The sequence below is a fragment of the Candidatus Chromulinivorax destructor genome (assembly GCF_003366055.1).
GTDB lineage: Bacteria > Babelota > Babeliae > Babelales > Chromulinivoraceae > Chromulinivorax > Chromulinivorax destructor.
Map to the genome: position 1 here is coordinate 18,497 of NZ_CP025544.1, position 20,228 is coordinate 38,724.

General features: G+C 32.9%; 21 protein-coding genes. 17 read left to right on the plus strand and 4 right to left on the minus strand.

What is annotated here, in order from left to right; genetic code table 11:
* The first annotated feature begins 147 nt into the window (after nucleotides 1-147).
* From C0J27_RS00100 to C0J27_RS00140, 9 genes are all read left to right on the plus strand, one after another.
* Nucleotides 148-516: a hypothetical protein gene (locus C0J27_RS00100; protein WP_115585167.1), complete on the plus strand. Its 369-nt coding sequence runs from the start codon at nucleotides 148-150 to the stop codon at nucleotides 514-516.
* On the plus strand, nucleotides 473-1,036 hold the full coding sequence (locus tag C0J27_RS00105; protein WP_162801679.1) for an NUDIX hydrolase: 564 nt from the start codon (nucleotides 473-475) through the stop codon (nucleotides 1,034-1,036). Before C0J27_RS00100 ends, C0J27_RS00105 begins: the two co-directional genes overlap by 44 nt.
* A gap of 124 nt (nucleotides 1,037-1,160) precedes the next feature.
* A complete protein-coding gene (locus tag C0J27_RS00110; protein WP_115585169.1) occupies nucleotides 1,161-1,466 on the plus strand; it encodes a hypothetical protein in 306 nt (101 codons plus the stop codon).
* A gap of 170 nt (nucleotides 1,467-1,636) precedes the next feature.
* On the plus strand, nucleotides 1,637-2,716 hold the full coding sequence (locus C0J27_RS00115; protein WP_115585170.1) for an ankyrin repeat domain-containing protein: 1,080 nt from the start codon (nucleotides 1,637-1,639) through the stop codon (nucleotides 2,714-2,716).
* Between the two features lie 17 nt (nucleotides 2,717-2,733).
* The gene (locus C0J27_RS00120) at nucleotides 2,734-3,282 is read left to right on the plus strand and encodes a DNA-3-methyladenine glycosylase I (RefSeq protein ID WP_115585171.1); all 549 of its coding nucleotides are present in this window, start codon (nucleotides 2,734-2,736) and stop codon (nucleotides 3,280-3,282) included.
* An 88-nt stretch (nucleotides 3,283-3,370) separates the two neighbouring features.
* Nucleotides 3,371-3,970 carry a hypothetical protein gene (locus C0J27_RS00125; protein WP_115585172.1) on the plus strand — a complete coding sequence of 200 codons (600 nt, stop codon included), beginning with the start codon at nucleotides 3,371-3,373 and terminating at the stop codon, nucleotides 3,968-3,970.
* Nucleotides 3,971-3,982: 12 nt separating this feature from the next.
* A complete protein-coding gene (locus tag C0J27_RS00130; protein WP_115585173.1) occupies nucleotides 3,983-4,621 on the plus strand; it encodes a hypothetical protein in 639 nt (212 codons plus the stop codon).
* Nucleotide 4,622: 1 nt separating this feature from the next.
* Nucleotides 4,623-5,258 (plus strand): hypothetical protein, encoded by a 636-nt coding sequence (locus tag C0J27_RS00135; protein ID WP_115585174.1) that lies wholly within the window; start codon nucleotides 4,623-4,625, stop codon nucleotides 5,256-5,258.
* 35 nt (nucleotides 5,259-5,293) lie between these two features.
* Nucleotides 5,294-5,881: a hypothetical protein gene (locus tag C0J27_RS00140; RefSeq protein WP_162801680.1), complete on the plus strand. Its 588-nt coding sequence runs from the start codon at nucleotides 5,294-5,296 to the stop codon at nucleotides 5,879-5,881.
* A gap of 255 nt (nucleotides 5,882-6,136) precedes the next feature.
* Here the strand turns inward: C0J27_RS00140 and C0J27_RS00145 are convergent, their stop codons facing one another.
* The 4 genes from C0J27_RS00145 to C0J27_RS00160 form a co-directional block, all read right to left on the minus strand.
* Nucleotides 6,137-7,642, minus strand: coding sequence for an aminoglycoside phosphotransferase family protein (locus C0J27_RS00145; RefSeq protein ID WP_162801681.1), 1,506 nt, complete (start codon nucleotides 7,640-7,642; stop codon nucleotides 6,137-6,139).
* 551 nt (nucleotides 7,643-8,193) lie between these two features.
* A complete protein-coding gene (dnaK, locus tag C0J27_RS00150) occupies nucleotides 8,194-10,065 on the minus strand; it encodes a molecular chaperone DnaK (RefSeq protein ID WP_115585177.1) in 1,872 nt (623 codons plus the stop codon).
* 1,257 nt (nucleotides 10,066-11,322) lie between these two features.
* On the minus strand, nucleotides 11,323-11,832 hold the full coding sequence (locus C0J27_RS00155; RefSeq protein ID WP_115585178.1) for a hypothetical protein: 510 nt from the start codon (nucleotides 11,830-11,832) through the stop codon (nucleotides 11,323-11,325).
* Between the two features lie 278 nt (nucleotides 11,833-12,110).
* Nucleotides 12,111-13,460, minus strand: a complete 1,350-nt coding sequence (locus C0J27_RS00160; protein WP_115585179.1) for a hypothetical protein — start codon at nucleotides 13,458-13,460, stop codon at nucleotides 12,111-12,113.
* A gap of 84 nt (nucleotides 13,461-13,544) precedes the next feature.
* Here C0J27_RS00160 and C0J27_RS00165 point away from each other — a divergent pair, with 84 nt between their 5' ends.
* The 8 genes from C0J27_RS00165 (at nucleotide 13,545) to C0J27_RS00200 (ending at nucleotide 20,192) form a co-directional block, all read left to right on the plus strand.
* Nucleotides 13,545-14,174: a hypothetical protein gene (locus tag C0J27_RS00165; RefSeq protein WP_115585180.1), complete on the plus strand. Its 630-nt coding sequence runs from the start codon at nucleotides 13,545-13,547 to the stop codon at nucleotides 14,172-14,174.
* 94 nt (nucleotides 14,175-14,268) lie between these two features.
* Nucleotides 14,269-14,838 carry a CarD family transcriptional regulator gene (locus tag C0J27_RS00170; protein ID WP_162801682.1) on the plus strand — a complete coding sequence of 190 codons (570 nt, stop codon included), beginning with the start codon at nucleotides 14,269-14,271 and terminating at the stop codon, nucleotides 14,836-14,838.
* Between the two features lie 70 nt (nucleotides 14,839-14,908).
* Nucleotides 14,909-15,355: a hypothetical protein gene (locus C0J27_RS00175; RefSeq protein WP_115585182.1), complete on the plus strand. Its 447-nt coding sequence runs from the start codon at nucleotides 14,909-14,911 to the stop codon at nucleotides 15,353-15,355.
* A 415-nt stretch (nucleotides 15,356-15,770) separates the two neighbouring features.
* On the plus strand, nucleotides 15,771-16,280 hold the full coding sequence (locus C0J27_RS00180) for an ankyrin repeat domain-containing protein (RefSeq protein ID WP_115585183.1): 510 nt from the start codon (nucleotides 15,771-15,773) through the stop codon (nucleotides 16,278-16,280).
* A gap of 26 nt (nucleotides 16,281-16,306) precedes the next feature.
* The gene (locus C0J27_RS00185; RefSeq protein ID WP_115585184.1) at nucleotides 16,307-17,608 is read left to right on the plus strand and encodes an ankyrin repeat domain-containing protein; all 1,302 of its coding nucleotides are present in this window, start codon (nucleotides 16,307-16,309) and stop codon (nucleotides 17,606-17,608) included.
* A 366-nt stretch (nucleotides 17,609-17,974) separates the two neighbouring features.
* Nucleotides 17,975-18,367, plus strand: a complete 393-nt coding sequence (locus tag C0J27_RS00190) for a hypothetical protein (protein ID WP_115585185.1) — start codon at nucleotides 17,975-17,977, stop codon at nucleotides 18,365-18,367.
* Between the two features lie 125 nt (nucleotides 18,368-18,492).
* On the plus strand, nucleotides 18,493-19,500 hold the full coding sequence (miaA, locus tag C0J27_RS00195; RefSeq protein ID WP_162801683.1) for a tRNA (adenosine(37)-N6)-dimethylallyltransferase MiaA: 1,008 nt from the start codon (nucleotides 18,493-18,495) through the stop codon (nucleotides 19,498-19,500).
* A gap of 14 nt (nucleotides 19,501-19,514) precedes the next feature.
* Nucleotides 19,515-20,192: a hypothetical protein gene (locus C0J27_RS00200; RefSeq protein ID WP_115585187.1), complete on the plus strand. Its 678-nt coding sequence runs from the start codon at nucleotides 19,515-19,517 to the stop codon at nucleotides 20,190-20,192.
* Nucleotides 20,193-20,228: the final 36 nt, after the last annotated feature.

Below are 20,228 nucleotides of genomic sequence, written 5' to 3' on the forward strand. Positions count from 1 at the left end.
CCGCGGCCACGACTGTTTGCCAAGATGAGCGAAGCGATATCGTAGGTTTTTGTGCACGTGTACATTTGGTTCACACAGTCTAGTCATAGAAAAACATATAGTTATTAAGACGATTTGAGCCTAAAAAATTATGAAAGAATCTGTGGCATGCACGAAAAAATTATACAATTTATAACAAATTTAATTTTTATGGTAACAATATTATCAGTTTGCGTGATAAAGATATCATGTAGCGATAATTTTTTGGCTGATCTTAATCAAGGTACTTCAGTTATCTATTGGTCAGAAAATAATGGCGATGGAAATGAAGAAGAGTTTCTTCGTGAATTGAGAGCTTTTGATACAACTTTACAAAAAAAATTACGTACACCGTGCCATCACCATAAAATTATTGTAGAAAACGATTCGTTTCCTGAAGAATCAGACCAATCTGATAGAGAACTTATTCGTCATGATGCCAATACGAGAGCTATTGAAAATAATACGAGCAAGATCTGTTGTTGTGCTATCTCATAGTAAGGAATTAGATCAAATGGAAGAAGAAATTTTAGATATTGTTAATGACCAAGATGAGGTTGTTGGCGTTATGACTCGATCGCAAGCTTATGCAGAACATAGATTATCATCGACTCGAGCTGTATGGCTTATGATTAAAAATCAACAAGGAGCTTTTTGGATTCCGCAACGGTCTGCAAGCAAGGTAAGCTGTCCATCAGCTTTAGATGGTTCTGCTGTCGGGCATGTGAGTTCTGGTGAAACGTATGAGCAAGCAATGGTACGAGAAGCTCAAGAAGAGCTTAATCTCAACCTTATGAATTTGTCATATCGCTGTCTGGGTAAGTTAACACCAACAACAGGTTCAGTTGCTTTTATTGCAGTTTTTGAATTACAAGTGTCTGATGATTTTGTTATTGATTATAATGCAGAAGATTTTTCAGGGTTTTTTTGGTTAACTCCTCAAGAAATTATAAAAAAATATGAAGAAGGCTGTAGCATAAGAAAAACGTTAGTTGCTATCATGAAAACTTTTTATTGAAAAAAACATCGTATATAAAATTTAGTTTACAAAAGCTCATAGTATATTAATAAACTATTGCTAAATAATTCATCAACGTGAGATTATAGCGTGACGTTTTTTTATAATCATTGAAAGGGTTTGTATGGTAAAAAAATGTATTATCATGCTTGTTAGTTATATTTTTTTACATGGTAATTGTTTTGCAAGTGAGCAAAAAAAACAAAAAGTGCAAAATTATCACAATCAACATGTTAAAAAAATTCCTGATAGTAGTTGTATGGAGACGTTACATCCTATAAAAATTGCAACTGGTCCTGTTACAAAAATATATGAAGATGGTACGCGTGAAACTGATTTTAATAATGGCTCAGGAGCTTTTCTTGTAGAAAATGGTCAGGGTTTTTATTATTATATTCATACAGAAGATATGAAAGAATCTAAAAGATAGTTTTTTAAAATTTATTAATAATGCAGTGATAATTTTTTAAATAAAATTCTTCACTGCATTATTTTTTTTAAATATTTTATTTTTTGTTGGCAGTGTGTATGGTATAATTATAAAGTCTTTTTTACCTATTTTATAAGGTTTTTTATGATACAAAAAATTAAATTCTTACTATGCTGTATACTTTTTTAAATGATTCATCTGCTTGCGCATCGCAAGAATTACAAGCAGTTTATAATTTTAAAGATGAAGTTGCTCATTATATTGAAAATTATAAACATATTCATGAGGCTTTTAGTTTTTTACAATCACAAGATTTAGTGACTCAATCTTTTCATGAATTTTTATCTGATAATTTAGTGCAAGATGATAATGAACAAGATCTGCGGGAAGTTAATTTTGGGGACGTTGTTGAGCAATCGCATCTGATGATTACAGATATTATACACGAAGAATTTACTGAATGTCTTGATGAGCTTTTTTTGCTTCCAAATTATAAGCTCAAGTCTATACAAGATCCGATTTTTTTATATGTGTTACATACTCAAAATTTTTTAATAGAGGGCTTGCGGCATCAATGTTGTCAAGAATGGGCACAAGTGCAAGATGCTTCTCGTAAAAGTCGATTGCATCGTGTAGTTACAGATAAAAACAGGGCGCTGATTTCGATTCTTATTGATGCTAAAATTAATCTTAATATTGAAAATTATACAGGAGCTACGCCATTGTTTTATGCTGTGCATGATGCCTTGCGTTCTGGGACGCTTGATATAGTTGATATGCTTCTCAATGCGGGAGCGGATTATACTATACCTTTGCATAATGGATGGAGTATTTTGCATAAAATAGTTTTTTATGCAAATTGTTCAATGGCATCAAAGTTCATAAAACTTGGTATGAATATAAATATACAAGATATTGAAGGAAATGCTCCAATGCATGGTGCAGCAAGATGGAGTTCTAAAAAAATTATGAAATTGTTGATTAAAAAAGGTGCTGATATCAACATACAAAACAATAAAGGATTGACGCCTTTACATTTTGCAGCAAGATTTGGGCATGAAAAAATTGTATTGATGCTCATACATGCTGGGGCTAATATTGACATTGAAAATTATGAAGGTGAAAAAGCTGAAGATGTTCACGTCGTTGAGTCTGAGGAAAAAGCTCAAGTTATTAAAAGAATATTTAAAGAGTGTAGGCAAGGCACTATGCAATCTGATAATCAGCATGCATGTTGTTTTATTTCATAAAAATAAAGTAGGTATATATGAAACGTTGTTTTGGTGTTCAAGAGTTATATGCACAGTATCATGACCAAGAATGGGGTGTTCCTGTGCATGATGATCGATTATTATTTGAAATGTTAATTTTGGAAGGTGCGCAAGCTGGTCTGAGTTGGGAGACTATTTTAAAACGTCGGCAAGGGTATCGCGATGCGTTTTATAATTTTGATGTGGTGCAAGTTGCCAAAATGTCTGACGAGCAATTAGAAGCATTGCGAAATAATGAAGGTATTATTCGTAATCGTTTAAAAATTTATAGCACGCGTCAAAATGCTCAGGTTTTTATGCAGATTCAAAAAGAGTTTGGTTCCTTTGATGCTTACTTGTGGAGATTTGTTAAGAATCAGCAATTAGTTGCGTTGCGAAAAAGTATGACTGATGTTCCAGTGAGCAATGCAGAAAGTGATGCATTATCAAAAGATCTTAAAAAACGTGGCATGAAGTTTGTCGGATCAACAATTATGTACGCGTACATGCAAGCGGTAGGTTTAGTCAATGATCATATTGTTGATTGTTGGCGCTATGGAAAATAAATAAAATAATCGAAAGAACTCTTTGTTAATCATTCAATGTATAAAATATGTCTGTCTAGCTTATCTGAGTTTTGATATAAATCATGCTATGCAGATAGATAAAAAAAATGTTCAAGCATCACCGCCACCATTGTTTAAGGAAGTAGTTGCAGTTGCTTGTCATGTAGTAGAGCTTGAAGTTGAACCTGTTGCGATGAGTTTGCCTGAACATCATCACAACGTTGTATATCATAGTTATCTTCGTGACTGTTGTCAGGGTGTAAACCATCAATGTTCGCAGTGTATACAAGGATGTAGCAATGAATACAGGTATGTTCAAGAATCATGTCATGCATGCAATAAAAAATGGTATTGCAAATTGGCTTGCATGAAAAATTGTTGCTGTCCTGATAACGATGATACTCGTCCTCATATTTGTATAAGATTGTGCTGCCAGCCATATCAATTAATACAATGCCAAGAAGGTTATTATAACAATTGTTGTTATGTAAATTGTTGTTTTAATCCATGTGATCGCCTGGATAGTTGTTTTTTTAGGCAAAGTTGTACAGGCCGACTTGATGAGCATCCCGATGTTTATTGTTGTTTAAAAGATGAAGAAAATTATCTCATTTCTTGTTTGTGTATAACTCCTATGATGCCTTGTATTATACCGGTTATTATTGTTTCTCAGTGTTGTCTTACTTAAAAAGAAAGTTATATGAAAAAAATAGTTTTGTTACAGAAAATAATGATGGTATTACTACTATGTGGCATCCACCAATTACTGATACCAAGTGAAGATAGATTAGTTGATACCATGCATGGCCTTCATGAAAAATTAGTTGAGCTTAATACCAAAAGTGCAGGTTGTTGCCTTATTCCAAGTCCATGTTATCAACTTTTTTTAGCTCAACAGTATAAAGAAACTGCATACAATTATCATAATGCAGAAATATGTGAAGAAAAAAAATTATTTGATTTGCATGAAAAATCAGAATTTGATAGCAGTAATTGTTCTATAAGCATTGCGATTGGGACTATCTGCCCGGTGCCTTTGTCAGCTGCTCTGGTTGCATCAAGTGTTGTAGCAACAGAATTTTCATTGGTAATGCTTGGATCTGCTGCATGCTGCTGTTGCCTAGGCTGTGCGTTGTGCTCATATTCGAATATAAATTTTTATCAATACCAAGATCTTGTACAAAAACAGCTTGCGATTAAACAACTGTATACGCAAGGATATGTAGATAATGAATGCAAAGAATATTTAAAAGATTATAGAAATGCTTACCATGTTAGTAATGCAGATAGTACCAGGTCTGCTTTTGTATATTTTGGAATAGAAAGAGAAAATAATTAAAATGATATATACAATTAAAAGACAATATCTTTTGGTATGGTCAATCTTATGTTTAACAAATTTTTTATCTGCATCAGAAAATTCAGATGAATTTATGAGTATTTTAAGAATGCAAGAACGTGCAATTTCTCAAGAAGTATTAACGCAAAAAATGTATAATTTGCAATCAGGAATCAACTCATTAGATAACGAAATGGGGCTTGCATGCATTTGGTGTAATCTTCCATGGCAGAATGCAAAGTATGCAAAAGAGTATAAAGAATTAAGCTTGCAAGCTGTTGATACTGCTATCATAAGTCATGAAGAATCAGAATGTCAGCCTGCTATTACGTGCATGAGGCTTACACTTATTGCTGAAGCTTGTTTTGGTGAAGGTTTTGCAATTCCTTTCATATGCGGAAGTTCGACTATTGTACCATCATTAATTGTGGCTCCGGTATGCTGTGTTATTTCGTCGTATGCTTCTTATCATGCAATTGAATTAGAACAAGTTAAAAAAAATGCTGAAACTCAGCTTGCAATTAAGCAGCTGTATCTTACAGAAAAAGTTGATGAAAAATATAAAAATCATTTAAGAAAGCATAAAAATGCTTTTTACATGAAGGATCGTCACGGCAATATTGTGTATGATCGATAATAGAATATTTTGAAATTGTAGAAAGTTTTGTTTGTATGAATAACGTTATAAAATTTTTAATGGGCCTTAGTATGTATGTTTGTAGCATACAAAGTGCTCAATTTGATAAAAGAAATAGCACACCTTGCGCACCTCCTTTGTATACAGTTGTTGCTGTATCAGTACAAGAAGATGGTCACGATCGATCATTTGTAGGTATACATGAAGTTCATAGTAAGCATGCTCAGGCTGTATCGCTTCCGGTCGTACAAGTATCTCAACCAAAACCTACTGAAATAAATCATGAGTATCATAGCTATTTGCGAGATGTTTGTCAGTGTGTTGCTGTTCGATGCAGTGCAATTACAGGCTGCTGTGGTAATGAATGTAGGTTTATTGGTGAGACATTTGATTGTCAGGATGATTGCTATAATGATTGTTGTTATGCCAACGTATGTTTTAATCCTTGTGATCGCATGACGCAAATTTTCTTTGATGATACTCGCGATGTTCGTCCAGATGTGTATTGTTGTTTACAAGATCCTGATCATTGTGTAACTTCTTGCGTATGCATACCTCTGACTTTGGTAGTTGCAATTGCTACCGCACCAATTACTATTCCAATAAGTTGGTGTTGTCGTTAAAATTATCAAAATATAAAGAGATTTATTCTATGTTCTTGTTTTTTAGGCTGTATGAACTAAATTTTTACGAGAGAGTTTTGCCCTACGTTTTCTAAAAAGACTTCGGCAATTTACAGGCCGGTTGCCCTGATGCATTATATTGCAAACTAAAAAGGCTTAAAGTGGATCTCGCTACCAATATTTCGGGAGATGAGCGTAGCGATATCGTAGGATTGTATCTTAATTTTTAAATTTGCTTCACACAGCCTAGATTTTTCATTCGTTTTCAGATGGTTTTTTAAATGCTTCCGAAATGTTGGTAGTAATAATTTTTAATATTTGATGAAGTTGATATAGCCATTTTTTAGCAATTTCTTTTGATAGTATACAAGTTGCTTTTGTTTTGTACGACTTTTTCATCCAACGTAAAAAATTATTATATGATGGTCTTTTCTTTCCGTATCTGTTACGAAGTGGGTAAGCGGGGCTTATTTGTAGCATAATATTTCCATGCTTATCATTATATAACATCATAAAATAGTCATGATCTACAATGACATATTCATCTAATAGGTCGCATGGTTCATAAGGAACATTTTTTTTTGGATTTTGATTGCGATATTGATTTACAACAATTCCAAGATCTTGTATGTCATGAGGTAAAGGGAGTTTGTTTTCTAAGCATTTTTCTAATATTTTAATAAATTGTTCAGTCAGATCGCGAGCATCTTTTCCTTTGTTAATACTCATTTTATGATTGTATTGCATAAAATGTATTGTTGGATTGTAACAACAATGAAGTTGATCATATGGATGACTTAATTCAAGGACTATTTTTTCGTTATCATTGATACTAAATGTTCGTAAAGATTTTGGGGTGATTTTGAAATAGTATTTAATATGATGATCATCAATGACTGCTTGCAATATATTAAAGTGATCGATTGCTGCAGGTGATTGCAAATCTTGCATATAAGCAAGCGTAATTAATGACTTGCACATTGCCAAAGCCTGCGCGCGTACCCATGTACAATCATCAAAAGATAGATTGCTTCTAAAAATTTTTCGACTTTGTGCATCAAAAAAAGTCCATGCAATAGTTAGATCATAAGCAGGGTCTCCTTGAGCAATGCTACTAAAACCAACGACTGCTTTAAGTTTTTTGTTTTCAATTAAGAGGTTTTCTGCACTCATATCCCCATGAATCCACACGGGTTGCCCTTGATAATTGCTGTGAAGGGCCTCGTTCCATAAAATTTCATAAGGTTGTATGTCAATGAAATTTGATAATTTTTGTAAGGCATCCATTGTTTGTTTGTGGTAAATACGTAAAGATCCCCCACGATGAAAATTATGTAATCCTGGTACTGGAGCATGAAGCGTATGAACAGACTCTAACTCTTTTAAAAACTGTGCTAATGATACAGCGATATCAGATAAATTAAGGTCGTTTTGATGCAAATTATCAGCACTTTCACCTGAGATCCATTCATAGATAGCCCAATGAAATGGATAATATTTTGTAGGTTTTCCTAAAGCAATTTGTTTTGATATAGGAATAGAAATATGTTCAGCAATTTTTGGTAGCCATGCTTGCTCTTTTGTGATATTTGATGCAGAGAGTGATACGCTTGGCAAGTGTAGTAATAAATTATTACCTAAGCGAAATGTTCTTGTATTATGACCTTGTGTTTGCGCTGGTCTTATATCAAAATGTTGAAATTCTGGAAATTGGTCTTTGATAAGTTGTTGTGCAGTGAGTTCATGTATAATAATTTTCAAAATTGTATCTTTATTGTAAGATGATTTTGTTTAGTTTTGTATATTTAATAGATTACAGTGGCTTTTTATTTTCTATGATTTTGTAAAAAATGCAAGTTGATTTTGTATGTATGGCATTATCATTACATAAACAAATAAAGTTAACAACTGACCTAAATAAATTGAATGGAAAGTGACTGCAAGATACAAAACTAATTTTTTTTAGGCTGTGTGAACCAAATTTAAAACTTGTGTACAATCCTACGATATCGCTTCGCTCATCTCCGCAAGCAGTGGTGGCGGCGGCCACGTTACGCTTATTTAATGAATAACTACCTCAATCTATGTAAAAAACGAAGTAAACTTTGAGAAATTAAACCTGGCTAAGATTTAAAAAGAGTGCATCAGGCCCACCGGCCTCCCGACCCCCGAAGTTTTCATAGAAAACGCAGGGCAAAACTCTATAGTAAAAATTTGGTTCACAGAACCTAGAGCATAAAAATAAAACCGCCGAGATAATTAATATTTTTATCTCGGCGGTTTTTCTATTGAAATATAGAATTATTTACAAATTACTCAGCATCAACGTCGATTGGACCTTGATTGTTTGGTGCATCATTTGCATGATCATCACCAGCTGATTGAGCAGCTTGTGCATATTTTCCAAGTGTCTCGATGCTTTTCATAAACTCTTCAGTTGCATCGTTTAAGCCTTGTAGATCTGAAGCTTTGTCTTTCAGTTCTTGTTTAGCTTTATCGATCGCTTCCTGTACTGGAGTTAATTCTTCTGCTGTAATTTTTTCTTTATTATCAGCAAGCAATCTTTCTGCTTGAAGAATCATACCGTCAAGTTTGTTACGAGCATCTACTAATTCACGAGCTTTGATATCTTCAGCTTCGTGTTCTTTAGCATCTTGTACCATTTTTTCGATATCTTCTTTTGACAAACCACCACTGTTTTTGATCGTGATTGAATGTTCTTTGCCAGAATCTTTATCTTTTGCTGTTACGCTTAAGATTCCGTTTGCATCGATATCAAAGATAACTTCGATTTGTGGTACGCCACGAGGAGCTTGTTTGATGCCTTCAAGCATAAACTGACCAAGTGATTTATTATCTTTAGCGAATTGACGTTCACCTTGTACAACTTGGATACCAACAGAAGGTTGATTGTCAACAGCAGTTGAGAACACCTGAGATTTTTTTGTTGGAATAGTTGTATTACGTTCGATCAATTTCGTTGCGATTCCGCCTTCAGTTTCGATACCAAGTGACAATGGAGTTACGTCAAGTAGTAAAACGTCAGTTACGCTTCCGCCTAAAATCCCACCTTGAATAGCAGCACCGATAGATACAACTTCATCAGGGTTTACTGATTGGTTAAGATCTTTACCAAAGAACTCTTTTACTAACGCTTGTACTTTTGGAATTCGAGTTGAACCACCAACTAAGATAACTTCGTTGATGTTAGCTTTTGCAATTTTTGAATCAGCTAAAGCTTTTTTACAAGGTTCTAATAGTTCTTTGAAGATGTCTGCACATAGGCTTTCAAATTTAGCACGGCTTAATTTTAGTACTAAATGTTTAGGTCCTGAAGCATCTGCAGTGATGTACGGTAAGTTGATTTCAGTTTCTTCTAAAGCTGAAAGTTCTTTCTTCGCTTTTTCTGCAGCTTCTTTTAGACGTTGTAAAGCCATTTTGTCTTGGCGTAAATCAACACCTTGTTCTTTTTTAAATTCATCAATGATGTAGTTTGTGATTACGTCATCAATGTCATCGCCACCAAGTTTGTTGTTACCACTTGTTGCTTTTACTTCGATAACGCCATCTTCGATTTCAAGAATTGAAACGTCGAATGTTCCGCCACCAAAATCGAATACTGCAATAGTTTCTGATTTTTTCTTTTCACAACCGTATGCAAGTGCTGCAGCTGTTGGTTCGTTGATGATACGACGAACGTTTAATCCTGCGATTTGTCCTGCATCTTTTGTTGCTTGACGTTGCGCATCGTTAAAGTATGCAGGAACTGTGATAACAGCTTCAGTTACTTTTTCGCCGATGTAATCTTCTGCAACTTGTTTTAATTGGCTTAAAATTGCTGCTGAGATTTCTTGTGGTGTGTATGTTTTGCCTTCGATATCAAATACAACATCACCATTTTTATCTGCAGTTATTTTGTATGGATAGTTTTTAATTTCATCTTTGATTTCTTCGTACTTGTGTCCGATGAATCTTTTTGCTGAATATAATGTATTAAAAGGATTTGTTACTGATTGACGTTTTGCAACTGTTCCTACAAGTCGCTTGCCATCTTTTGTGAAAGCTACGATTGATGGAGTTGTGTTTCCGCCTTCTTTGTTAGGAATAACTTTTACAGTTGTTCCTTCCATGAATGATACTACTGAGTTGGTTGTACCTAAATCGATTCCAATAATTTTTGACATATTATCGTCCTTATTTTATGTATGAGCCATCGATAATTTATTACTTGAAATAATACACTTCATGTTTAAATCTGTCAACAGGTTTGTAAAAAATATGAGTGAATTTGACTCATATTGTCTTCGTCTTGGTATTATAGATAAGATTATCGTCTTTATTTTTTGATATGATTTGTTTATTGTATACATTCTAATGTATTTGTTCTTTGTTAATCAATAGATGCATGTGGTTTTTTGGCTTTGTTAAGCCTTTTTTTAATCTGAATCAATATTTTTTTCAAGAATTTTTTTTGATTTTTACCTACTAGATTGACTATTCGTGTAATGCGTGCTTTGTTGACGGTGTGAGTTGCTTTTCACCGAATCGGAGGGTTTTTTTGAAAAAAATTGAAGAAATAGGGGATTTTTTTGTGTTTATTTTTTGACGAATCACTTTGCTGTTCGTGTAACGCAATCTTATTTTACTGGTTTTGTGTCTGGCGGAGCTTTTTTTGTATTTTTCAGCGATTTTTGAGAAAAATTGCTTTGTTTTTGTTGGTAGTTTTTTTTAAATCTTGTTGGCTGGTGCTTTTGTGTGCTCGTTTTGGTCGTGGGTTATTATTTTTTCAGTGTGATTCTGTATTTTATTGTGACTTTCATGGCTTTATTATGCCATCTCTGTTGATGGATATTTTAAGAGAGTTTATAAAAATATATTTCAAAATTTTTATAAACTCCGTCTCACAGCTAAGCCTTATACTTGCGGGGGAAAATCTATGGGGGGGCTTATCTATTCGTCTACGTTTTTTTATTCTCGACAAGGACTTTTTATTTAATTAACTCCTCCCCTTTTTTAGATAAGGACTTTTTATTTAATTTACCTGAAACGATAGAAGTGGGGGAGCGCAGGAAGCTGCAAGGAGGTATTTTATTATGATACAAGCAATATACATACAAAGAATATAAGGATGTGTAATTTTATATTAAAGCAATAGAAGAGAATACAAGCATAACAAAGATTAAAGATTAAGAATTGGAGTAAGGACTTTTAACTAAGGATAAGGATTAAAAATTATAGTAAGGATTATACTATTAAAATTTACATGAATAATTGTATCAATGTATAGCGGTCAATTAGATAGATTGCTATGTTGAAATAATGATACAAATCAGATTGATATAAAAAATTAAAGCTATACAACTTGAGGAAATAAAAAAGGAGATATCGTAGGGATCTCCTTTTTTATTGTTATTTTATTATGATCACGTAACAGTCGTAACTTAATTTATATATGTAGTGTCTGCAGGTTTATATTTATATGCTGCGTGACCAAGCGCCATACGTCTTAAATCTTGTGATTGAATAGATGTAGTTGAATTAACTGGTATGTGATGGATACTTTGATCTCTTAATCTTCTGCGAGCTGGAGAAACTTGGTTATTTGTTTTTTTAGATCGCGGTGAGAATGGAGATGACGGGAATTCATCCATTTCATTTGATGCAGGCTGCGGTAGATTAAGTTTATACAGTCCATCAGCTGATGGATTTGGTGTTGATTGTATAGAACCTGAAGTCGAAACAGTTCCTTTTTCACTTGGCTTTTTTACATCAGTAGATTCATAACAAAAGTCGTACAAATTCATTCTTGAAGGGTCATACACTTCAACTTTCGATGATGATGCAGAACAGATCCATAAAAATGAAAATGGGTGAGCATTAATATTTGTCGTCAGAAAACAGAGTCCAACTGAAAAAGTTAACAATGAAATTATTTTTTTTGTGTAGTGCATGAAAGCATCCTTTCTATTGGTATTATATAAACCATCTTGAATGTTTCAGCGTGTAATGTCAACTGGTGTAGTTGTAATTACTAGCCTATTTGAACAAAATTTAAAAATAACAAGCAATCCTATGATATCGCTGCGCTCATCTCCGGAAGGCGGCCACGTTACGCTTTTTCAGTTCAAAAAAAAGTGTATCAGGCCTACAGGCCTGCAGATTGCCTGAGTTTTCATAAAAAACTAAGAGAGAATCTATCTTCTGAAATTTTGGTTCACTCAACTTAGGTTTATATGTATACCATAAAAATGCATACTATCGCTATACTTATACTGACAGCTATCTTAATGCATAAGTTACAACTGACAATTGGTTGTATATTCCAAAATTTAGATGCAAGCAGTTCTATACACATAAGACTTAATAATTTAACGATGACAAAAATTAGTAAGATAGTATATCCATGCATAAACTCGTTGAAATAAAAAGTAGGAAGAAGCAAACTTACTTCAGCAAGATTGATACTTGCTAGAAATTTAGATTTTTTTTGACTCATGAAAAGTTGTTCATAGGTTAAAGTTATTTGTTCAAGAAACCCTATACAAAAAAATATGATAATTTGTAGAGCCATCAAAGGAGTTATAGCTGCTACGTAGTAGCTATACCCAACAACCGATGCGATAACAAAAGACATGGTGTATAAAAATTTAAAATAAGCTTGAGTTACTTCCTGAAAAATTTCTTTTATTTTTTCGATTGGAGCATGGTTTATAGCAGAAAGAGCAACTCCGCTGCTGATGCCAACCGTTTTATGAATGCAAGTGTACCCAAGGGTGATAATATTAGTAAAAAATTTAATAGTTGCAGCTTGTTGAAAACCAAGAACATAAGCAAACATAATAGTCATCGTGTTTGGCGAGAAAAAAGTCTTTGTTACTTGATGAATCCAGTTAAATAGCCTTTGCATAAAAAGAGTTTGTAAAGGTATTTTTGCATGGGGCATCGAATGTAATGAGAGCTGTTGGTAATATTGTATAAAAATATAAGAAAGATACAAAAGTTCACAGCTTGTTGTTATAAGCATGGGAATAAAAATAGTGTACAATGAGATATTTGTTTGGATAGCAAAAATAGTCCAAATAATTGTTACATATGATACAAGCATTCCTAGTTCAGCATAACTTATATTTTTTTGTAAGAAAGCAAGTTGGATCATCGTACTGATTGATTTTTTTATACTCTCAATAAAGAAAATAAGAGGAATCAGCAATATAACTGTGTCATCGCAATATAAACGAATGTTTTGAATAAATGTAAATGGTGCTGATAGTAAGGTTATATAAAATATCATTGATATTATTGCAACTGCGATGATACGTAGTATAAAGTGGTGTAAGATTTGTTTGAACTGTTGCTTGCTTTGAGAGTATGTTGAGAAAAAAGGTAGCAACGTTTCTTCAAATCCAAAATTTGTACAAGCGATCAGTGCATAAATAGCAGCAAAAAGTGTGCTTTGTATGCCGTATAATGGTTTTGAAATCACTGCATACAGCATAATTTGATGAAATAAAAGAATAGCTTTGTACAAAAAAGCAGTTGAGCTATTCCATGTTAAAGCTTTTTTAAATGTTGTATGCATAAAAGGATATTCTTTAAAAACTGTTATATAAATTATTGCTTCATCACTTATATTAAAATTGAAAAACTGTGGGATGTAAACAATATGAAGATATTTTTTATAATAAGACGTTATGTATATGGTATAATAGTTGGAACATTTTTAACAATTCCTATGTTTTTTTACCCTGATTCTTCGTATGCTGAGAACAATAAAATGATGCAAGAGATGACAATTTCGATTGATTTCTTGCGTGATTTTAATCCTTATCAAGACGATATATCAATGACGCTTTCTATTATTCGAGAACTTCACAATGAAATTGATAATGTTTCTCATTGGTTCGATTCTGATCTGCTCATGCATGTTGTTACCAGCTTGGTTGAAATGTATCGAAAGGTAGTTGAAGTAACTTTGCTCTATTATGTTGAGCCCGAAGGCTTAACACAAAAAGAATTCCATGAAGCTGTTATAAAAATAATTTCGCATGATATTGCAAACATTATTGATTATTTATGCAAAGAATTTGTTCATTCAATTTTTAATGAAAATTTATCGTGGCAAGAGAGAATTTGTCATTGCGCTTGGATTTTATCGATAATTTTAATTATTAAAACAAGTATTGAAGAAATGCCGTATTCGTTTAATTTTGAGCCAGTTAAAAGAAAAATTAAAAATAAAATCTCTGAAATAACCCTTTGTTTGAAAGCAAAAATTGATATTTCTGAGCGATAGTCTTTCAAAAAAAATATAAATTCGATATAATGATTATCCATAATGGATAATCTCTTTATAGGGTAAGAACTTCTTGCGCTAAATGGGAGATAGTATGTTTCTGTTAAACGAAAAAGTGATATATCCTGGGTATGGAGTTGCAACCATAAACCGTTTAGTAGACCGATTAATGTTAGGTAAAAAGACTAACTTTTTCGAGTTGAAATTTGATAGTAAAGAAATGACAGTCCTTATTCCTGAAGACCGACTTGAATCTATTGGTGTACGAAAATTAAGTACGCTGCAAGAATTAACATATATGTTTGATCAGTTAGGTAAGTTTGAAAAAAAAGACATTATTACCGAACATAATGCAAGTACATGGAATAAACGGAATAAAGAATATCAATCTAAGCTGAGAAGCGGACAGTTGATTGAGATTTCATCTATTTATAAAGAGTTGCAGCTTATTGCATTGGATAAAGAGTTATCGTTTGGCGAACGGAATTTATTTAATCAGATCGAATTTTTACTTATTGAAGAAATTACGGCGGTTAAAAAATCTGAAGCAACAGAAGATGTTAGATTAAAATTGCGGCATCCATTTGAAACAATGGAAAAAAAACTTGCAAGTAACATGATGTTGAAAAAACATGCGTTACCAAAATTAGAAGAATTACGATAATAGTTATTATTACCTAAAAAAAGAGAGATGTAAGTCTCTCTTTTTTGTTATCTAAAAAAAGGAATACGGTATGAAAAAATTATATTGGATACTATGTTTATTCCCGGTTGTTTGCTATGCATCACCTACAAAAAACTTAGAAAAAGAAATTATTGCATTGCAGCAAAAATTTGATGATATAGATAAAAAAATGAGTATGCTCATAGAAAAAATAAATGCACAAGACTTGTTACTTGCACAGCAAACACGTACTACTCAAGCTGCCATAGCAACAACATGTAACGCTGAACAATCTGATGGGCTACAAACTATAGTTGAAGAATCAGAATCGATAGAAACGACAGAAGATACGATACAAGATGCGCCGGTAAAAAAGCTTAAATTATCGTGGGGTAAAAGAATTGCTCCAAAAGAAAAAAATGTAAAAAAAGAAGTTGTAAAAAAAACAACAACCAAAGAAATAGTACTAACTCAAGAACAAATTGTAGATGCTTTAGATACTCAAGGTGACAATTAAATAGATGTAATATTTTCAATGCAATTATTAAAAAAGGGAATGATATAATTCATTCCCTTTTTTAATAAAATCAACTTAAACTCTGTGAACCAAATTTTTATAAAAGAGTTTTTCTCTACATTTTCTATGAAAACTTCGGTGATCGGCATGCCTGTGTGCCAGAAGCACTATTTGTAAACTAAAAAAGCGTACAGTGACAGCCACCTCTGCTTGCTGCGATATTGCTCAGCTTTTGTTAAGAAGATACAATTTTGAGATCTATGTATAAAAATTTTATAATGTAACTTAGTAAATAATTAGTTGATTATATCTTTTGATTTTTGATATATTATTTCTGTCTGAATAATAAATCTGAATAATAAATTATTTTTTCATTATTCAGGTATTAAAATCAGATATTAAAAAAGGAACTGTTATGAAAAATTTTCAATTTAAATTATTGCTCATGCTCAGCATGCAAATAATTTGTGGCTTAGAATTTATTTTACCGTCGTTTACAATCTCATTACAACATCCTGACAAGTTAGAAATAGAAAATTTACAATTGTTAAAGCAATTAAGCAAAGCGCTTTTTGATGGTAATTACGTTCAAGCTGAACTAATTTTTAATAACGGCTGCAATATAAATAGCATGAATGAGTATGGAACAACTTTATTACATCTTGCTATTGATAAGCATGATATACGCGCCGTTAAATTTTTATTAGAGCATGACGCTTATCTTACAACTCAAGATAATGACGGCCAAACCCCATTGCATCTTGCAGTGATGGAAAACAATAGAGAAATAGTTGTATTGCTTTTACAATGTGGGCATAAAAAAATTCTGCATATAAAAAATAATGAGGGATGTACGCCTTTAAATTATGCGTGGGATGTCGATATGAAAAATTTGTTACAAGCTAAGAATCTAGAGCAAGAGTAAAACATAACAAAATTATCAGGATTATTATGAATGCATCAAAATTATTTTTTTTATTTCTCAGTATTTTTTCTTTGCAGATACTACAATCAGCAGAACATATTCTTATCACAGAGCAAGTATCACAATTATGGAGCAATGCTCATAACGAGAAAATTAAATATTTTAATGACATGAATAATCTTAATACCAAACCGTATTTTTTACGCAATGCTGTTTTAGATAATGATGAAACAGTGGTAGATTATTTATTAAGCAAGGGTACTGATATTACTATTGCTGATAATAAAAATGCATCGCCATGGTTTTATGCAGTTGCTAAAAATAATAAAAACATCATGAAGCTTTTTTTAGATCGTGGAGCAAGTTTAGAAATTAAAGATGTTGATGGTTTAACGCCTTTACATTTTGCAGTAAAAAAAGATGATACAGATACCGTAAAATTATTCTCCGAGTATCTACCGACTGATGCAAAAAATTGGAAAGATGATGCAGGTAAAACAATATTGTTTTATGTACAAAGTCCAGAGATGTTTGAATTACTTGAAAGTATGGATTTACTTCCAGATAGTAATATGCAAGATATTGAAGGAAAAACTGCTTTGCATTATGCAGTCATAGCAGATGCTATAAACATAGTTGAAATACTTATAGTGTACGGAGCTGATGTTAATGTGCCAGATAAAAAAGAGGATACCCCATTGGTGTATGCCCTTGGTAAGAATGATAGGCAAATTATAAAATTATTTTTAGATAATAACGTTGATATACAAGCACCAGACAAAAATGGGCAGAACATTTTGCATTTTGCAGTGAAAACAAAAGATCAAGATTTATTAAAATTATTGTTATCATTTGATAATCACATTAATTTTTATGCCAAAGATAATCAAGGTAAAACAGCCTATCATCTTGCAGTTGAGTCTGACAACTTAGAAATTTTAAAAGAATTGGTAGGAGGCGGTTATTATTTTTTTCAAGATGAACGGTTAGCAGATAACTATGGGAGAACTCCTGTCTATTATGTAAAAAATTTAGATGTTGTTACATATTTAAACGAGCTTGGCGCAATTACCAATATTAATCAAATGAGAGATAAACAAGGATTAACTCCATTGCATTATATTGTTCGGCAGTGGGCTCCATATGAACTTGTAGAATTTTTTTTAGAATCTTTACATGCAGATGTAACAATAAAAGATGGCCATGGTTTAACTGCATACGATTATGCTTTAGATGAAGCAATAAAAAAGATGTTAGAAGAGAAAACATTGGAATTATTAAATAATGATGAGCCATGGGAGCTATTAGAAGACAGTGCGCATTTTTAATAATATTTTGGTCTGTTTTTCTCTTGATGCAAGTTCTCAAAATAATTATCAATAAATTGGGCTCATGATAATTCGCTACGCTATGTGAACCAAATTTTAAAATAGTATGCAATGATACGATATAGCTGATTTCATCTGCGCAAACAAGCGTGTTCGCCAACAAATTCACGGAGTTTTCATAGAAAACGTACAGCAAGACTCTCTTGTAAAAATTTAGTTCATACAACCTCGGCAAAAAGAGAAGCTTTTTTCTTGAGCCATATTTAGACTGAGACAATTATAAAAAAACCATTGTTTTACATCTAGGCGATTTGCTATAATTATTTACATGTTGTAAATTATTTAAGAGTTAAAAAAGGGTAAAAAATGAAAGTTGCAATAAAGAAAATATCAATGCTTGCCATGCTTGGGTTTATGCTGAATTCAACTACAAATTGTATACCTAAGCCTGAGTCACCTAGTTCAAAAGCTAGTGAGCCTAAGTCACAGACAGCTTATGATAGTCAGCCTGAGTCTAATTCAAAAGCTAGTGAGTTTGATCAAAAGACAGCTGAAAGTCGTGATTCTAAGCCTAGTTTAAAAGCTTTTCAGCCTAAGCTTGATTCAAAAGGTAGTCAGCAGAAGCCAAATAAAATAATTACATCTCGTCAAGTAGATCAGATCAATCAAGATTTAATGATCATTACATCAAGAGCAAATTATTCTGATGCACTTGCTGATATACAATCAATTCTTAATGGTTTGCCAGACTCTAAGTAAGCATAGATTAATGTATCGCAAATTGTGATTATGTTATTGAATTGATATACTACAAGAAGGAAGTCTATAAAGCTTCCTTCTTTTTTTGCTTCATAAATTTTAATTTGCATGTATTGGTTTTTTGTATGAATAAAAAATTTTCAATTGTGATCTCTGGCCCAACGGCAACTGGTAAAACTGACTTTGCTACAAATCTGGCAAATGATTTACCGATCGAAATAGTGAATGCTGATATTGGATCATTTTATACTTCGTTGACTGTTGGGACTGCAAAGCCAGCATGGAAAGATTCACCAATTCCCCACCATTTTTTTGATGTGATTGACGATACAACAAGTTGGACGGCTCCACAATTTCGTGAAAAGTTAGAGCTGTTATTGCAACAAATATGGTCGCGTGGCAACATTCCAGTGATTGTCGGTGGTTCAGCTTTTTATATCCAAGCATTTTTTTATAAGAATCATGAGTTGCTTCATCCAACAACAGAACTTATGCAGTCGCTAGAATCTCAGTCAGCTCAAGATTTGTGGGAGCAACTGAATGAAGTTGATCCTGCGCGTTCAGCAAAGATTGACCCACATGATCATTATCGTTTAGTACGTGCTTTGGCGATTTGGCATACGCAAGGGCAAAAACCATCAGATTTTGTACCAATCTTTCAACCATTATCTTCGTTTTATTTTCTTACACTCACGCGAGATCGCGATCAGTTGTACGACATGATTAATCAACGAGTGCAGATTATGATGCAAGCAGGTTGGCTGCAAGAAGTACAAGAGCTTGCACGCGATGCGCAGTGGAAAGATTTTTTGCTCAAGAAAAAAATGATCGGGTATGATATATTGCTTGAGTACTTGCAAACACCAGATATACATAAAAATTTAGATGAGAGTCTTGCTACGATTGCACAATTAACGAGAAATTATGCAAAACGTCAAATTACTTTTTTGCATAGACTGCAAAAAAATGTACAAGAATCTTTGCAAACAAACGCAAAACATAGAGCGTTACCCTACGAAATAAAGGAATGTAACTTGACTTTATGTGATCTTAGTTTATATATAAAGCAGTTATCTGACTTCGCTCTAGGAGCGCAGACGAGAGCTATCGAGAAGAAAATTCATAATCTTTAACATGAGCATAATTTATGGAACCACGTAACTCATATATGTCATCACACAAAGACCAGATAATTTTAACTCAGCGACAAGCAAGCATGATCATGGCAAGTATGATTATTGTCTCGCTTTTTATTTTTATTACCGGATATTTTTTAGGCAAACGCACCGTTATTAATGATTTTTCATCACAGGTAACGCAAACTGCGCTGCATGATCAGATTGATTATTTGCTGACGTCTCAATCATTGCAATCATCAAAAGACGATGATGCTTCACTACAAGAAAACCAAGAGCCTGATGAAGTACCACACGTACATGTTGCACATCAAGCATCTGCTCAATCAGAAAAAATACAAATTGGTTCTGATCTATCTTCATCTGCTGTAAAAAATAGTGAAATTGCATCACATAAAAAAGATGCTGTTATAAACAATACTTTACAATCTGACAGACAGTATGCTTGTCTTATTGGCTTTGGTACAAAAACAGCGGCAAACGCATTTGTGGCACGACTTAAAAAACATCATATTTCTGTAATTTTAAAGACGGTGATTAGCAAAACTGCGTCAGGAAAAACAAGAACATGGTTCCAGGCGATTACACCAACGTATGATTCGACAAAAGAGCTGCAAGATGTTGTTAATAAAGTAAAACGACTTGAGCATATTCGTGATAATGACATTACGTTTGTTCATGTAAAATAGGCAATCGAATCAAATAATTTAAAAAGCAAATAATTA

What these genes read in the sequence shown, in the direction of transcription:
- miaA (WP_162801683.1), top strand. Translation starts at nt 18,493, where the DNA reads ATGAATAAAAAATTTTCAATTGTGATCTCTGGCCCAACGGCAACTGGT.
- C0J27_RS00180 (WP_115585183.1), top strand. Translation starts at nt 15,771, where the DNA reads ATGAAAAATTTTCAATTTAAATTATTGCTCATGCTCAGCATGCAAATA.
- C0J27_RS00170 (WP_162801682.1), top strand. Translation starts at nt 14,269, where the DNA reads ATGTTTCTGTTAAACGAAAAAGTGATATATCCTGGGTATGGAGTTGCA.
- C0J27_RS00120 (WP_115585171.1), top strand. Translation starts at nt 2,734, where the DNA reads ATGAAACGTTGTTTTGGTGTTCAAGAGTTATATGCACAGTATCATGAC.
- dnaK (WP_115585177.1), bottom strand. Translation starts at nt 10,065, where the DNA reads ATGTCAAAAATTATTGGAATCGATTTAGGTACAACCAACTCAGTAGTA.
- C0J27_RS00185 (WP_115585184.1), top strand. Translation starts at nt 16,307, where the DNA reads ATGAATGCATCAAAATTATTTTTTTTATTTCTCAGTATTTTTTCTTTG.
- C0J27_RS00175 (WP_115585182.1), top strand. Translation starts at nt 14,909, where the DNA reads ATGAAAAAATTATATTGGATACTATGTTTATTCCCGGTTGTTTGCTAT.
- C0J27_RS00140 (WP_162801680.1), top strand. Translation starts at nt 5,294, where the DNA reads ATGAATAACGTTATAAAATTTTTAATGGGCCTTAGTATGTATGTTTGT.
- C0J27_RS00190 (WP_115585185.1), top strand. Translation starts at nt 17,975, where the DNA reads ATGAAAGTTGCAATAAAGAAAATATCAATGCTTGCCATGCTTGGGTTT.
- C0J27_RS00165 (WP_115585180.1), top strand. Translation starts at nt 13,545, where the DNA reads ATGAAGATATTTTTTATAATAAGACGTTATGTATATGGTATAATAGTT.
- C0J27_RS00125 (WP_115585172.1), top strand. Translation starts at nt 3,371, where the DNA reads ATGCAGATAGATAAAAAAAATGTTCAAGCATCACCGCCACCATTGTTT.
- C0J27_RS00130 (WP_115585173.1), top strand. Translation starts at nt 3,983, where the DNA reads ATGAAAAAAATAGTTTTGTTACAGAAAATAATGATGGTATTACTACTA.
- C0J27_RS00160 (WP_115585179.1), bottom strand. Translation starts at nt 13,460, where the DNA reads ATGCATACAACATTTAAAAAAGCTTTAACATGGAATAGCTCAACTGCT.
- C0J27_RS00135 (WP_115585174.1), top strand. Translation starts at nt 4,623, where the DNA reads ATGATATATACAATTAAAAGACAATATCTTTTGGTATGGTCAATCTTA.
- C0J27_RS00200 (WP_115585187.1), top strand. Translation starts at nt 19,515, where the DNA reads ATGGAACCACGTAACTCATATATGTCATCACACAAAGACCAGATAATT.
- C0J27_RS00115 (WP_115585170.1), top strand. Translation starts at nt 1,637, where the DNA reads ATGCTGTATACTTTTTTAAATGATTCATCTGCTTGCGCATCGCAAGAA.
- C0J27_RS00100 (WP_115585167.1), top strand. Translation starts at nt 148, where the DNA reads ATGCACGAAAAAATTATACAATTTATAACAAATTTAATTTTTATGGTA.
- C0J27_RS00155 (WP_115585178.1), bottom strand. Translation starts at nt 11,832, where the DNA reads ATGCACTACACAAAAAAAATAATTTCATTGTTAACTTTTTCAGTTGGA.
- C0J27_RS00110 (WP_115585169.1), top strand. Translation starts at nt 1,161, where the DNA reads ATGGTAAAAAAATGTATTATCATGCTTGTTAGTTATATTTTTTTACAT.